We start from the raw sequence: 15281 nt of genomic DNA, 5'->3' as shown, positions 1-15281 counted from the left end.
CCGAGAACGGTTTACGTCGATCTCCGATATTCTCCCGGCGACATCCGCATTCGGCTTCGGAACATTTTCGAAAAGTGGTGGATATCCGAGAATCCGCAATAGTCGGCTATCGTTTCTTGCGACAACGGAGTCTCGCGCAGCAGCTCGCAGGCATGGCTCACCCGCATGTCCAGCAAGTAGCGATGCGGCGTCATGCCGTATTGCGCCTTAAACAATTCGTTGAACCGGGATATCGACAGATTGGCCCGCTTCGCCATGTCGGCCACGCTCACCGATTCGCCAAGGCGGAAGGACAGATAAGACGTGACCCAATTCAGCGCGGTCGTAGCCGCTTTGGAGGGAGGGGCGCCAGGCGCGTACTGCTCCACGATCATCGAGACGATATCCAGCATGCCCGCCTGAGCCTTTAACTGCATAATCGGGTCGTTATGCTGCCATTGTTCGACGACCTTGAGAAATGTATCTCTGAATTTGCCTTCGTGTTTCGGCACCAGCTTGACCGGAATATCGGTTGCCATCAATTCATCCAGTCTCGGCTGCAGCAGATGCGCATAAGCGGACAACTGGGTTTGTCCGGCTTTTGTAGCGAAGCTCTCTTCCCGTCTCGGGTGGTAGAAAATATCGAAATGCGCGAACGGGGTTACCGTATTCGTCAACCCCGCCAGCTTGTTGTAGCTGTTCGGCTGAATGAGGCAGAACTCTCCCCTCCCCATCCGGTAGGTTTTATCATCTACATAGAAACGGCATTCGCCTTCCTGCACGTAAATAAGCAAATAGTCCAACAGTCTCCGCTCCGGCATGACCCACGGCTTTCGAACTGCAAAGTCGCACTGGCGGACAAACGGGACGATCGGCATTTCGTTCATCGTTTCGTATAATTGCTGCATCGTAAATCGCCTCTCCGTACATAACGTATCTGTTGTTTTCACTATACCATGCCTGCTCATAATTTTCGTTGTTTTTGACAAATTTTCAATTGACTTTGACAAAGCCCTCTCGTCACTTCCGCCTTATGATAAAACTATCGCATTTAATATTTCAAAGTCAAAGGATGTGTAGAACATGACAGAACAAGCAAAAACGTATTACGATATGCAAAACGAATACCCTCTCAGCAAAGAGCAGACGGAAAAATATCAAGAGGACGGTCACATCTTTTTGACAAACGTCGCAACGCCAGAGGAAATCGCATATTACGAGGAACAAATTACATCCATCGTCATGGAGCTGAACGCTCACGACAAACCCGTCTCCGAGCGGGACACGTACGGCAAAGCTTTCATCCAGGTGGGAAATCTATGGCAGAAAAGCGAAGAGGTAAAGCGTTTTGTCCTGGCGAAGCGTTTCGCGAAAATTGCCGCCGATCTCATGGGAGTGGAAGGCGTGCGCATTTATCACGATCAAGCGTTGTTCAAGGAGCCGGGCGGCGGGCATACCCCATGGCATCAGGATCAAATCTATTGGCCGCTCGACACGGACAAAACGATTACGATGTGGATGCCCTTAGTCCCGATCCCGCAAGAGGTGGGCACGATGTCATTTGCATCCGGGTCGCATAAGCTCGGTTACGTCAACAAGCAGACCATTTCCGACGAATCGCATAAGACGCTCGGACAATTCATTGAAGGCAAAGGCATACCGCAGGTGAATTACGGAGCCATGTCGCCGGGCGACGCTACCTTCCACTCCGGCTGGACGATGCATTCCGCCCCGGGCAACCCGACGAAGCATATGCGCAAGGTTATGACCGTCATCTATATCGCGGACGGGCTGACGGTAGCGGAACCCGACAGCAAGGCGCGCGAATCGGACATGAAAAGCTGGTTCCCGGGCTGCAAGCCAGGCGATCTCGCAGCAAGCCCGCTGAACCCGCTCGTCTACAGCCGGAAGTAATCGCTTCGCGTACTGTCAGTCCGGGCACGCATAACCCCGCCAACACAAAAGCTGCCTTGGCGCCATCGCAAACGGATGGCGTCAAAGCAGCTTTTTTCCCCGTCTCCTTGCGGACAGGCTTACTTCATAATCGTCGTGATCCAATCACGAATTAGTTTGATGCCGTTACCGGGATCAAACGCCTTCATCGTTTCCTTGTAACGCTCCCTGTTCCCGTACAGGTCCATCGTCCGCTCCAGCAGCGAATCCGGCGTCAGCTGCTCTTCCGGCAGCACTTCGGCATAACCCAGCTTGCGGAACGATTCGGCGTTCAGTATCTGGTCGCCGCGGCTTTGACCCTTGGTCAGCGGAATAAGGAGCATGGGCTTGCGGAGAGCCAAAAATTCGAATATAGAGTTCGAGCCCGCACGCGAAATGACCATGTCCGCGGATGCCAGCAGATGCGGCAGCTCGTCGTTTACATATTCGAATTGCCTGTAGTTGTTCGATTCCAGCTTGGTCTCTACGCCGCCTTTGCCGCATAGGTGGACAATCTGGAATCGGCTCGTCAGCGGCGACAGCTGCTTGCGGATGGCTTCGTTAATGCGCCGCGCCCCGAGACTTCCGCCCATGATGAGCAGCACCGGTTTATCCCGGCGGAAGCCGCACAGCTCGCGCCCCCTCTCCGCTTTCCCCTGCAGCAGCTCATCGCGAATGACGGGACCTATGTACCGGCTTTTGCCCGGCGTGGTCGACTTCGTCGTCTCCGGGAACGTCATGCAGATGCCCGAAGCAAACGGCAGCGCGATTCGATTCGCCAGACCCGGCGTCATGTCGGATTCATGGATAAGCACGGGCACCCGGTTCAGCCACGCGCCGATGACGACAGGCACGGACACGAAGCCGCCCTTGGAGAAGACGACGTTCGGTTTCTCCTTGCGAATGATTCGGTAGGCCTGCAGCAGTCCGCCCACCACCTTAAATGGATCCTTCACGTTATTCCAGTCCAGGTAGCGGCGCAGCTTCCCTGTCGAGATAGGCCAATACCTCACATCTGGCAGCTCCTCGATCAGCTTGCGTTCGATGCCGCTGACGGAACCGATATAATGAATCGACCAGTTCTCCTGACGAAAGTATGGAATCAGCGCGAGATTCGCGGTCACATGACCAGCCGAGCCTCCGCCCGTGAACATAATTTTTTTCATCCCCGTTAACCTCCAATCACATTCCTTTCATTATACTTTCGTCAGGGAAAAATAGCACGGGCAATCGCATTCTCCACTCAGCTTCCCATCGACTGCAAAAAAAACGGTTGAATGATAAAAAAACACTTGAAAGTGACGTTGCGTCATCTTTTACAATAGAATCATACCTAAATTGCGGAAAGAAGGTGACGAAGTCGATCTCCATTCATGAAATGTCCAAACAAACCGGCATTACGGTTCGAACGTTAAGATATTACGACCATATAGGCTTGCTAAAGCCTGCGGATAAGACGCAAGGAAATCACCGATTATACGGCGATTCGGAATTGATGAGACTGCAGCAAATCCAGTTTCTCAAAAAACTGGGCTTTGGCTTGCGGGAAATCGCGGACATGCTTGTCAGAGAAGAATGGAACTGGTCCGGCTCGCTAAAGCAGCAGCTCCATTACGTCGTAAACGAGCAAAAAAAATTAAAACAAACGGAATCGGATCTGCGAGGGCTTCTTAATAGCCTCGCGGTTGAAGGAGCAACCAATCGAGACGTCATCCATCGGCTTATCCGGTCATCCGGCAGCGATTCGGCGATCAAACATGATTACCGCGCACGAATGTTCGAGGAACGCGAACTCCCCCTGCTGGAACGGCTGCCTAATTTGAACAGCGACGATCCCGATTCTCTGGAGTGGATCGCTTTACTGGGTCAGCTCAACAAATACGGGGATTCGGCTCCCGACTCTCCCGCTATTCAGCGTATTATAGCTCGCATGCACGAGAAGTATCTGGAGGAATTCCGCGGCGAGGAGGCTTTTGCGGAGAAGCTGTGGGACATTCGGAAGTCCTCGGAACAATCGGAGCAGATGGGGCTGTATCCCATCCACGATCGGCTTATCGCGTTAATCGAAAACGCGTACGCCATCTTTTTATCTCGCAACAATTAGGGATCGGAGGTAGTTCGTTGACCACAGAATTAATTTTATCCGTTGGCGCCTTGTCCCTATTGGACATGCTTAGCCCCGCCATCATCGGAGTCACCATCTATTTGCTGCTCTCTCCTGGAGGGAAGGTGTTCACTCGTCTACTCGCCTATATTGCAACCGTCGCCGTTCTGTATTTTGCCGTCGGAGCTTTATTGATGATGGGACTCGGCACCGTTATGGAATCGGCAGCGGATCTTTTCCAAAGCCGGGCTGTCGGCATAGCTTTGACGATTATCGGCGCGGCCCTGTTTATCGGCAGCTTCTTTATCAACACCAAAAAAAAATATTCGCCCCCTAGACCTAAATCCAAAAACGTCGCTTCCATGGTTGCGCTCGGAGTAACTACTTTTGCGATAGAGGTCGCGACAGCTCTCCCCTATTTTGCCGCGATCGGGCTTATGGGCACAGCCGAGCTGACGCCCGTGGAGTGGGTGCCGCTGTTAGCCTCGTACAATGTGATCATGGTTTTGCCCGCGATCATATTATATTTGCTTCATCTAATTCTGGGACGTCTAATGCGCCATCCGCTTGAGAAACTTGGCACAAAGCTTGCTAACAGCGCCGGATCGACGTTGTCCTGGGTAATGAGCATCGCGGGGATCATCCTGGTTCTTAATAACATAGACAAATTTTAAACTCTTGGAATATAAGAACAGCTCCCGATGCCGAGCATCGGGAGCTGTAATTTTTTATTGAGCTTGCTGGGCCATCAACCCCGCAACGATGGCATCCGTCGGCGATGTCAGAAGCGCATGGAGAATGAACGCTTCTTCCTGGCGCTTCAGGGTTGCCTTGGACAAGAAGTCGAAAGCTCCGTCCGCATTCTGCTTCACTTCAGGACCGATGAGGCCTAACCCGACGAGCATCTTTACGGCAGGCTCAGCCCATTCGTCCGTGGCTCCGGACAGCTTAACGGATTCGAACAGCTCCGCCGGATATTGCAATACGAGCACGCGCCAGATCATAACGGCCGCTTCCTGTCTGGTAATTGGGCGATCCGGTCTGAATTCTTCCGTGTTCGCGCCTTTGACAAGTCCCATCTCATAGGCTTGCTGGATAAACGGAGCGGAAGGATGGCCGGCGAGATCCATAAAGGCTGGCTCCTCGGAAGTACTTCCGCTTAGTCCGCTGATCTCCATCAAAGCCTGCACGAACCCGCCGCGCGTTGCTGCTTCTTCGGGTCCGAATGCTGCCTTCCCGTCATTTGCGAGGTAGCCAAGCGACTGAAGCGCATGGATGGCCTCCGCATACGGATGATCGGCCGGGACATCGGCGAAGCCGGCAGGTTCTACGCCCTTGCGCGCATAGCCGAGCGGATTCAGATAAGGTTCCTTCATGTAGGTAGCGATACCGTCGTCGTTTAGTCGGAATGCCGTAAATTTGCCCGTCAGACCGTCGACAAACAGATTGTCGTCCACTTGCTTCAAGCTGCGAGGTCCCAGGAAGGAATCCGAGATGACTAGGCTGCCGTCTTCTTCCGCACCGAGCGTCGATACGATTACGCGAAGCCGCAGATCGGAATAAACGCCGCTAAATGCTCCCAGCTCCTCCGTCGTGTACGGCTCGAACGCTGGATCCAGTTCTGCCGGCTTGGCGATATCCGGGAAAAACTCTGCAATAAAGGCCGGGTAGAACAGATCGCGCAACGGTCCGAGTTTGTTGTATGTCAGGAATACGCCTGTCTCCTCCGATGGAATCATAAACATCAGGGAGCTGGTGCCAATGAGATCGCCCGCCTTGGTAATGACGCTTGAGCTGCTGCCCGCTCCAGGCAGCTGGATCGGCGCCTCGAAGCCATAAGTTGTATCCGGCAGCAGCGGATGCGCATAAGAGCGGTACTCCTGCATGTCGGCTACCGTTGCACCATTCAAAATACGTCCGGAACCGGCCGCTCCTTCGTTTAAGAACGACACCATATATTTGCCGACATCCTGAGCCGTGGACAACATGCCGCCCTGCGGCATTACCGTCGGATCGATGGCATAATGATCAAGCACCGAGCCGTCGGCCCCATACTCCGTTACCATTCGCTCCTTCAGCTCATCTTTGGGCAAAAAGGTGCTGTTCGTCATGCCAAGCGGCTCGAACAGGTTTTCCTCCATATAGGTCTCGAACGGCACGCCGCTGACGTTCTGTACCACTAGTCCTTGCAGCAACGATGCGAAGTTGTCGTACATATAGGAGCTTCCGGGCTCCCTGACGACGGGAGGCATATGCTTGAGCGCGTAATCCTCCAGCTTCACGACACGATCGTAATCGGTATGTATATCCTCCGGAAGCGGATCCTGAATTTCGAAGCCGGTTGTATGCGTAAGCAACTGCTCGATCGTCACCGGGGCATCGTATGGATTATCAAACTTCAGTCCTTTGATGTACTTCGAGAAGTCATCCTTCAGGCTCACTTTCCCTTGCTCCACCAGTTGCATAAGCGCCGTTGCCGTAAACGACTTGGATACCGACGCAATGCGGAACAGGCTGCTAGCCGGATCGACGGGCTCCTTCGATTCCAGATCCGCGAATCCGTAGCCGCTCTCCGCGATCGTCTTGCCATCCTTGACGATGACGACGGATGCTCCTACATATAGCGGCTTTGCTTGCTCGGAGGCAAAAAACGAATCCAAAAATGCTTTAGCCGTCTCTGCGTTTAAGTCCTTTGCCAGCGGCGCCGCGCCTGAGCCGGCGGCCGACGTATCCGTCGCCGGAGCCGCATAAGCAGCAGGAACAACCAGGCTGAACGCCACGACAGATGCGGTCATTGTTTTAGTCAACCATCTCAACTGAACATTCACTCCGTTTCTCGTAGTAGGATTAACAACTCTACTTATTACGGGGTTCATAGAATGTCAGTTTCATATATTTGGAATGTGGCTGATAGAAGGCTGACGTTTCCGGCGTCAAGGTGAAAGGCCGACGGTCTCGGATGTCCGCCACGAAATTTTATAAAAAAAAGCCGACAGGGCGCATTCCGCCCCATCGGCTCTCATCGTCTTATTTGGTGGAAAAGGTGTCCACGACATCTTTAATTAGCATGTATACGTCACCGTTCGTCAGCTTATTGCGGTCCTTGATCAGGGCCAGCGTGTCCGTTTGAACGAGGCCTCCCGCCATGAGCACGTCCAGCGCCTTGGCCGGAACGGCTTCGCCTTCTACGGCGATCAAGAGAGAATAAGCTGCTTGCTCCAGCGTTAATGGCATCTTGAACACTTGATCCTCCGGAATGTCCTTGATGGACGGCTCCGCCGAATGCGCGAACGCTTCGGGATGCGTCTTGGACGCACCGGCCAGATTAAAGATGAGACGTTTCGGATTGGACTCGATATCCAATCCGAAGTCGACACCGTACCCGGCTTGAGAGATGCCCATGCTTACAGCCAGCTTCATGCCTTCGTAAGCAGGGTGGCTGATGAAGGGATATGGCTCGAGCTTAGGCGGAGTCAAATCCATGCCTTGCTCCGTCAGCCGCTCCTTCAGGGTCGCGATCAGCGACTCGCTCGCCGACAACTCGCGGAACGTGATGCCTTCCTCCTGTACAAGCTTCGCAGCTGCTCCTGCAGCCTGAGCTGTCGCCATGCCGAGCGGCACTACGCGAGCGCTGCCATGAGGCAAAGAGTCGAAGCTGGCTGAACGTCCGACGACGAGCAAGCCGTCTATCTCTTGCGGCACGAGCGTACGGAACGGTACGCCGTAGAACTTCGGTCTCATAACGACAGCGCCTCTATCCGTAGGAGCGGACGAAGTGCTTTGAATATCGACCGGGTAGGAGCCGAATGCGATATCGTCCGGATGAGTCTGCTGCTCCAGCAAATCCGTCATCGTCAGACGATATTCACCGATCAAGTGGCGAGTTTCTCGCACGTACAGCTCCGGCGCAAGCGCCCCAAGCTCGATCGGCTCAAGCTCCGGGTACAGCGACTTCAAATAATCGAGCATAAGCGGAATTTCCTTACGCGCGATTTCGTAGGCCTCTTCGATGGATGCGGGATTGAACGGGTCGACCTCGAATATCTGAACCGCATTGATAAATGCGGTATCATTGACCGAACGGCCGATGTTAAGTCCCCGGGAACGAATGCGCTCCGGATTCGTGGAAGGATATTCCCACATTTCCTTGAAGCCCCATACGCTTTCGTTATTTGCTCCCGTATCCGGATCGTCGTCATTGTTCTGACGTTTACTGATGGCATCCCACACTTCCGGGGTCACGTTAACCAGCTCGTACACTGGCGTAACGGCCATCAACAGCTTGTCGTCGCCGATATCCTCGCGGCCGAACGTAAACGGCGCTCCCGCAGCAGCCGCGAAATCACCGTCCTGCGTCGCGTCGATGACAGCCCCTGCGGTTATATCCAATACGGTGCCATCAGCGGCCGTCAGCTTCGCTCCTGTTACGGTCGTTGCGTCGCCCTCAGTCGCAACAATGGGTTCTATGCTCTTCATGCCCAGGCGAACCTCAATGTTATCTTCTGCTTCTACCAATTCATGGAAGGCATTGGTAGCCGTAATGATAGCAAAGGAATCGCCTTCGACTCGGTCGAACCATTCCTTGAATATGCCTTTGTTATAATAATCGACACCATCCGGCGCCCGGTTCATGTCCAGGCTGTTAAGCCAACCTAAAGTAAACAGTCCGCCCAATATTTCACGGTTTTTTCCGTCAACCAGCAGCGTCTTCAGGCCATTCCGCGCCGCGGATACTGCTGCGGCCACGCCCTCCGGATCGGTGCCGACGACGACTACGTCGTACTGCTCCTTCAGCTCCTTTACCGGAACCTGTGGAATATCCTTAACTTCCGTCACGGGCGCGGGGCCCTTGTCGTCCTGTAATTTTATTACGTAAAACAACCCTGCGATAATGATCAGCAATAGTCCCAATGTCAGCAAAATAATAGACTTGCGATTCTTCATGCCTGCTCTTGTACCCTCCCATTCTCTTTGTATCCCAACTATTATAGACTAATTGTCTATTAGGACACAATAAACGAGCGATAGTTTCATAGAGTTGCCACGTTTGAATAATCCATCCACATCCTGCGAATAACTAATCGGGTTGGTGTGAGAAAGAATCGCGAAGCGCCACAATATCCTAATATCAGACGGAGGTATTCTCATGTATCAGAACCAATCCTTGTACCAGAATCCATCCATCGCCGGCCAGATCAACCAATGCGAGCAACTGATCAGCCAGCTCATCACCCAAACGCAGCAAGCCTCTCAGATGTATCAGCAATTGCTGCAGCAAGAGCAGCAAAACGCAAGAACGCTGGAGGAAATCGCCCAGAAGGAGCAGCGTGCCGCTCAAACGATCCAAACGGCACTGCAAGGTCATCAAACAGCCATCCAGCAAATGCAGCAAATGTCCCAAAACCTGCGTCAAATCGAGCAAACTTCCCATTCCCACGTTTCGCCTGCATTCGCCAATCAGCAAACCAGCCATTCCTACGGTTTTCAAAATCAAGCCGGGATGAACCAAGGCTTCAAAAGCTTCCAATAATTAAGCTTCTTGCAAGCGTGCGCCGTTTTGGCGCATGCTCTTTTTACCACATAGGAAAGACTAAGTTCTTAACAGCGATGAAGCATAAAGAAGAACATTCTTATTGGCGATAAACCTACCTCATGCGTCCGAAGCGGCTTTGCTTTGTAGAACATCAAGTCACAGTGATACAAGGCAACATGCTGCCCTGGGCAAACGGTTGCCTTTCGCTGCGAAATTGTGCATATATACTCAAATTACCATGGATTCATAAGTGAGCAGCTGGTAAATGGGAGACTTTTGTGCATAATTGCACAATGTTCACGAACAACAGGTCAACGTCCGAAGATTGGAACATTGCATGCTTATCATCAGTTACCCCAAAGCCCTCCACATGAATGACAAAATCACCCTGACGGGTGATTGGCAAGCTCAAATATGCGATCTGTCGCCACCCCCGCTCCTTTCTTTCTTTTCTTTTCTCCACCATTCGTATGCTTTTCACTGGCTTTGCCAACAAAGTGGTAGCAGAACTGTTACTTTCCGGTCCATCGACGTTTTTAACGCCTACAGTTGCTCGTTCGCCTATTTTTTGGAGCCATAAGCGTTACTAACGCCTATGGACGCTAATCAGAGTTACTTTCCGGTCCATCGGCGCTTTTAACGCCTACAGCTGCTCATTCGCCTACTTTTTGGAGCCATAAGCGTTATTAACGCCTATGGACGCTAATTAAAGTTACTTTACGGTCCATCGGCGTTTTTAACGCCTACAGCTACTCATTCTCCTACTTTTTGGAGCCATAAGCGTTACTAACGCCTATGGCTGCTATTCAAAGTTACTTTCCGGTCCATCGGCGTTTTTAACGCCTACAGCTGCTCGTTCGCCTACTTTTTGGAGCCATAAGCGTTACTAACGCCTATGGACACTAATCAGAGTTACTTTTCGATCCATCGGCGTTTTTAACGCCTACAGCTATTTCCTATACAATAAAAAATCCCCCCGGCAGCTCGGCCGAGAGGTTGAGATAAGTTTAAGGCGCCGTCTCCAGAAACTTGGAGGTCGGATTTTTGTCCATGGCGGTGCGCATCGCATATTCGTTTTCGAACAAGGCAACGTAATTGCCTTTTTTGTCCTTCACGAGCGTGGAGTTGATTCGGAACTTGGAAGGATCGATCTTCTCGTCCACGATCCAGCGGGCAAATTGGAACGTCATCCGGTGCAGTTGGATGTCTACGCCGTATTCCGCCTTCATCCGATGCTCGAACACCTCGAATTGCAGATGGCCGACGACGCCGAGAATCGTCTCGTCGAAGTTGCCGGTGGAGTAAAACACCTGGATCGTGCCTTCTTCCGTCAGCTGGTCCAGCCCCTTCTGATATTGTTTATGCTTAAGGGCATTTTTAACCGTTACCTTGGAGAAAATTTCGGGCGAAAACGTTGGCAGCTCGTCGAATTCCACCTCCATGCCTTGCGACAAGGAATCGCCAATACGGAAGATGCCGGGATCGAACAGACCGATAATGTCGCCGGGGTAAGCCGTCTCGACGATATCGCGGTCCTGCGCCAGAAATTGCTGCGGCTGCGACAGCTTGATCTCCTTCTTGTTTCGTACATGCTTTACGGCCATCCCCCGCTCAAACCGTCCCGAGCAAATACGCAGGAACGCGATACGATCGCGGTGAGCCGGGTTCATGTTGGCCTGAATCTTGAATACGTAGCCGCTAAACTTCTCGTTCGTCGGCTCGATAGGGCCTGACATGCTGTTCCGCGAAGTCGGCTTCGGCGCAAGCTGCAGGAAGTTCTCCAGAAATGTCTGTACGCCGAAGTTGTTGACGGCGCTGCCGAAGAAGATCGGCGTCAGCTCTCCTGCGCGTACCTTGTCGTAGTCGTATGGATCACCCGCTACGTCAAGCAGCTCCAGATCGGAAACCAGCTGATCCGTCAAATAGTCGCCGGCCATCTCGCGAATAATGGGATCGTTGTAGTCGCCGACTTTGCGTACTTCTATCGTGGAGTGATCGTTCCCTTGGAACAGCTCCACCTGGTTCTTCATCCGATCGTAGACCCCGCATAGCTCACGGCCCATGCCGATTGGCCAATTCATCGGCACGGAACGGATGCCAAGCACCTGCTCCAGCTCTTCCATAAGATCGAACGGGCTTTTGCCCTCGCGATCCAACTTGTTGATGAAGGTAAAGATCGGTATTCCGCGCTTGCGGCAAACCTGGAACAGCTTTACCGTCTGCACCTCGACGCCCTTCGCTACGTCGATCAACATGACCGCGCAGTCCGCCGCCGTCAACGTGCGGTAGGTGTCCTCGGAGAAGTCTTGGTGACCGGGCGTATCCAGAATGTTTACGCGATGCCCCAAATAGTCGAACTGCATGACGGACGAGGTAACGGAGATGCCCCGCTGCTTCTCGATCTCCATCCAGTCGGATGTCGCATGGCGGCTGGCTTTGCGGGCTTTGACAGAGCCGGCCAGTCGAATGGCGCCCCCGAATAGAAGCAGCTTTTCGGTCAAGGTCGTCTTGCCGGCGTCCGGATGGGATATGATCGCGAACGTACGCCGTTTGTCGACTTCCTGCTTAATTTCGTTAGATAATGATTGATTCATGCTTGCCTTCCCTTCACGGTCTTATCTATTTATCCTTATTGGTGATCCAGATGACGTTATCCTCATCCTGGCCGTTGACCGGCCACCAGTGATGGCCCTGCTCCGCGAGCAGCCCGTTTGCCTTTGCCGGACCCCACGATCCTGCCGGATACGGCTCAAGATCGGATGAATCCTCGCGCCAGCCTTTCGCGATCCGGTCCACGAATTCCCATGCATGGGATACTTCGTCCCAACGCGTAAAGTAAGTGGAATCGCCTCGAGCCGCGTCATGAATGAGCCTCTCGTAGGCTTCCGGCGTATTGATGCCGATCATGCAGCTTTGGCAAAATTCCATCGACACCGGCTGGACGTCGTTGTCCGCGCCCGGTTTCTTGGCGTTGATCTTAATATAGATGCCTTCCATCGGATTAACCCGGATGACAAGCAGGTTCGGCGACAGCTCGTGTTTTTGCGCGAACAGGACGTTTTGCGGCATCGCTTTAAATTCCACGACGACCTCCGTCGTCTTAACCGGCAGACGTTTGCCCGTACGGATATAGAACGGCACGCCCGCCCAGCGGAAGTTATCGACAAACACCTTTGCGGCAAAATAAGTTTCCGTCACGGAATCCTCGCCGACAGAATCCTCCTGGCGATAGCCCGACAGTTCCTTGTTGCCCAGCTTCCCGGCGGTATATTGACCGCGCACGACATGGCTGCGTACTTCCTCGTTCGACTTGTAGCCGCGAAGAGAACGAAGCACCTTTACCTTTTCGTCGCGGATGTCCTCGCCGTGAAGTCGGCTTGGCGGCTCCATGGCGATCATCGTCAGCATCTGAAGCATGTGGTTCTGTCCCATGTCCCGCAGCGCGCCGGATTTGTCGTAATAGCCGCCGCGTTCCTCGACGCCCACTGTCTCCGATAACGTAATTTGCACATTTGCGATATGGTTATTGTTCCACAACGGCTCAAAAAATGCGTTCGCGAAACGGATGACCTGGATGTTCTGAACCATCTCTTTGCCCAGGTAATGGTCGATCCGGAAAATCTCTTCTTCCTTGAACACTTGGCCCAATTGTTCGTTAAGCTTCTGCGCCGAGGGCAGATCGTAGCCAAATGGCTTCTCGATAACGAGCCGATGCCATCCCTTGGACTCCAGCAGACCTCCGTCGCGGAGATTAAGGGATACCGGGCCAAACAGTGACGGCGCGAGCGCCAGATAAAACAGACGGTTGCCCGGGATGTCGAACTTCTCGTCCAGCTCTGCGGATAACAAGGACAGCTCGCGGAACCCGTCGACGTTGTTAATATCCAGCGACATATAGACGAAGTGCTCCGCGAACCGCGTCCAAAGCTCGGTATCGTCCGCCTTGTAGCGGCAGAACTCGTTGATGGATTCGTACAGATCCGAACGGAACTGCTCGTTGCTGCGCGCCCGGCGAGCGAGACCGACGACAGCGAATTTCTCGGACAGCTTGCCTTCTTTATATAAACTGAACAATGCCGGGAACAGCTTGCGCCTTGCGAGATCTCCGGTCGCCCCGAACAGGTAATAAACCGCGCCTTCCGGGGAATTCGATTCTATGATGGGATTGGGAGTCATAAGCCTCATTCTTTCTACCTGAATTTTTATGGGAATTGCATGATATGTAGTTTAGCATATTCAACCTTAAATCGCCATTGAACGGGTTATAAAAAATGCAAATAAACCATCTGTTAATCCGCTCGTTCTTCGGTCGTTCGAACCGAGGAGAAATCACCCGAAATTAGCGGTACTCCTATCGTCAGCTCGCTCCGCGCTGTTTCCGTGCTGCTATGCTCCGCGACCTGCAAATTGGCATGCCGGTTATGGCCGAGTGCCTTCGACGACAAAAGAGCGTCGCTTGACATCGTGACGCTGCGCGTGCCTCCATCCTCATATTGCTCCAGGATGCGGCCTCTGGCTATTCGCTCCAGTGTCTTGGCACTTTCTTGTTTGTCCGAATAACCATGCGTCTTCATCGTAAGCGTCCACTCGTCGCCCATCTTCGCGAGGAGAGAGCCCAGTTGCTTAAGCGCAGCCTGCAGACCTTGCTCCGTTGAGTCTCCGACGCCCGATTCCAAAAGCAAGATCACCGTCATGCCATTGTCAGACTGTCCCGTCTGATGGAGCGACAGTCGCGCTGCGTCCTTACTTTCACCAAGAAGCTCGGTGTACTGTCCAGACACGCTGTTTCCCCCATTCGTCACGATTCGTTCCGTCTTAATAACCCCATCTGCGTTAGCGAATACGCTATCGGACAACTGCGCCAATGACATCCCTTCGCTTAATACCGCATCGAACCGAAGCGTCCATTCTGCCTTCTTCGCTCCACCGGCTAACACCGAATCGCTCCAGTTCCAAAGCTGCGCAAGATCATGGGCGTACCGCGCAGAGGCGTCAACCTGATCCTTCGATTCCGATTTTTGTAGCACTAATGCCGCAATCAGCAAGAGAACGAGCATCGCGCTTGCAAATGTCACGCCGTATTTGTTGCGGGGTCTGCGGGATCTCCCATGTCTGGCTGCTTCCGCTACATCCCGATTCAACAAGGAATTCCGGGGTACATACATGGTATAACCTCCGTTCTTGTATAGGTAAACGTACATTTCGGCTTCCGGATGAATACACTGTTGCAACAACACCAATGGAGGGAAGGATCACGGAGCCATGGAACGAGTCTATCCGCTTACTGTCGATCACTTGCAGCATATTATCGGGATGCCGGTCTGCGCAGTGGCAAAAAACGGTTTGAGGTATGTTGGAATCGCGGAGAGTTGCGCAAACGGATGTCTTGTTCTCGTATCTCCTTGTCAGGGGGACTGTCAAACCTTGCATTTCTCGCAGCCATATGGAGACCAATCAGCCTATGAACAGGAGCAAGGAAGCTCCAACGAACAATCCACGTCAAACAGGCGAACAACACCCGGCAAAAAGAGTAAAGGCGTTCGCGGCAAGAAACAGCGGCAAGGGGTTAAAGCAACGTCTGCTTCCATAGAAGCACACTCTACTAATTACGCGCAATCCGGACAGAATCCTGCCCATGTATCGGGGCGAAGCGGATCACCGGGCGGTACTGTTCTGGAACTGGACGACATTGGGCTGTTATTTCTTATCATCTAATCGACAGCGAGAGTCTTT

12 protein-coding genes are annotated in these 15281 nt (G+C 52.9%); 5 read left to right on the top strand and 7 right to left on the bottom strand.

Going from position 1 to position 15281, the window contains the following annotated elements; all coding sequences use genetic code 11:
• Positions 1-11 precede the first annotated feature (11 nt).
• Positions 12-929 (bottom strand): AraC family transcriptional regulator, encoded by a 918-nt coding sequence (locus tag KJW29_RS01345; RefSeq protein ID WP_246608533.1) that lies wholly within the window; start codon positions 927-929, stop codon positions 12-14.
• A 133-nt stretch (positions 930-1062) separates the two neighbouring features.
• On the opposite strand from KJW29_RS01345, the gene KJW29_RS01340 reads away from it, so the two are divergent.
• Positions 1063-1893: a phytanoyl-CoA dioxygenase family protein gene (locus KJW29_RS01340; RefSeq protein WP_214628469.1), complete on the top strand. Its 831-nt coding sequence runs from the start codon at positions 1063-1065 to the stop codon at positions 1891-1893.
• Positions 1894-2012: 119 nt separating this feature from the next.
• Here KJW29_RS01340 and KJW29_RS01335 read toward each other — a convergent pair whose 3' ends face one another.
• Positions 2013-3077, bottom strand: a complete 1065-nt coding sequence (locus KJW29_RS01335; RefSeq protein ID WP_214628468.1) for an undecaprenyldiphospho-muramoylpentapeptide beta-N-acetylglucosaminyltransferase — start codon at positions 3075-3077, stop codon at positions 2013-2015.
• 212 nt (positions 3078-3289) lie between these two features.
• Between KJW29_RS01335 and KJW29_RS01330 the strand changes: the two genes are divergently transcribed.
• Positions 3290-4015 (top strand): MerR family transcriptional regulator, encoded by a 726-nt coding sequence (locus KJW29_RS01330; protein WP_214630939.1) that lies wholly within the window; start codon positions 3290-3292, stop codon positions 4013-4015.
• A gap of 17 nt (positions 4016-4032) precedes the next feature.
• A complete protein-coding gene (locus KJW29_RS01325) occupies positions 4033-4689 on the top strand; it encodes a GAP family protein (RefSeq protein WP_214628467.1) in 657 nt (218 codons plus the stop codon).
• Positions 4690-4743: 54 nt separating this feature from the next.
• On the opposite strand, the gene KJW29_RS01320 is transcribed toward KJW29_RS01325, so the two are convergent.
• Both KJW29_RS01320 and KJW29_RS01315 read right to left on the bottom strand, forming a co-directional pair.
• A complete protein-coding gene (locus KJW29_RS01320; protein ID WP_246608532.1) occupies positions 4744-6831 on the bottom strand; it encodes a serine hydrolase domain-containing protein in 2088 nt (695 codons plus the stop codon).
• Between the two features lie 211 nt (positions 6832-7042).
• Positions 7043-8959: an FAD-dependent oxidoreductase gene (locus KJW29_RS01315; protein ID WP_214628466.1), complete on the bottom strand. Its 1917-nt coding sequence runs from the start codon at positions 8957-8959 to the stop codon at positions 7043-7045.
• 202 nt (positions 8960-9161) lie between these two features.
• Between KJW29_RS01315 and KJW29_RS01310 the strand changes: the two genes are divergently transcribed.
• Positions 9162-9545, top strand: a complete 384-nt coding sequence (locus KJW29_RS01310; protein WP_214628465.1) for a hypothetical protein — start codon at positions 9162-9164, stop codon at positions 9543-9545.
• A gap of 1010 nt (positions 9546-10555) precedes the next feature.
• Here the strand turns inward: KJW29_RS01310 and KJW29_RS01305 are convergent.
• The 3 genes from KJW29_RS01305 to KJW29_RS01295 all read right to left on the bottom strand — a co-directional run bounded on the left by KJW29_RS01305 (position 10556) and on the right by KJW29_RS01295 (position 14713).
• Positions 10556-12142: a peptide chain release factor 3 gene (locus KJW29_RS01305; protein WP_214628464.1), complete on the bottom strand. Its 1587-nt coding sequence runs from the start codon at positions 12140-12142 to the stop codon at positions 10556-10558.
• A 25-nt stretch (positions 12143-12167) separates the two neighbouring features.
• The gene (gene zwf / locus KJW29_RS01300; protein ID WP_214630937.1) at positions 12168-13724 is read right to left on the bottom strand and encodes a glucose-6-phosphate dehydrogenase; all 1557 of its coding nucleotides are present in this window, start codon (positions 13722-13724) and stop codon (positions 12168-12170) included.
• 113 nt (positions 13725-13837) lie between these two features.
• Positions 13838-14713: a hypothetical protein gene (locus tag KJW29_RS01295; protein WP_214628463.1), complete on the bottom strand. Its 876-nt coding sequence runs from the start codon at positions 14711-14713 to the stop codon at positions 13838-13840.
• A 97-nt stretch (positions 14714-14810) separates the two neighbouring features.
• On the opposite strand from KJW29_RS01295, the gene KJW29_RS01290 reads away from it, so the two are divergent.
• Positions 14811-15263: a hypothetical protein gene (locus KJW29_RS01290; RefSeq protein ID WP_214628462.1), complete on the top strand. Its 453-nt coding sequence runs from the start codon at positions 14811-14813 to the stop codon at positions 15261-15263.
• The last annotated feature ends 18 nt before the right edge of the window (positions 15264-15281 follow it).

The organism is Paenibacillus agaridevorans, from assembly GCF_018604145.1.
Lineage (GTDB): Bacteria > Bacillota > Bacilli > Paenibacillales > Paenibacillaceae > Pristimantibacillus > Pristimantibacillus agaridevorans.
Note: the sequence above shows the minus strand (reverse complement) of the source record. Positions and strands in the feature narration are given on the sequence as shown.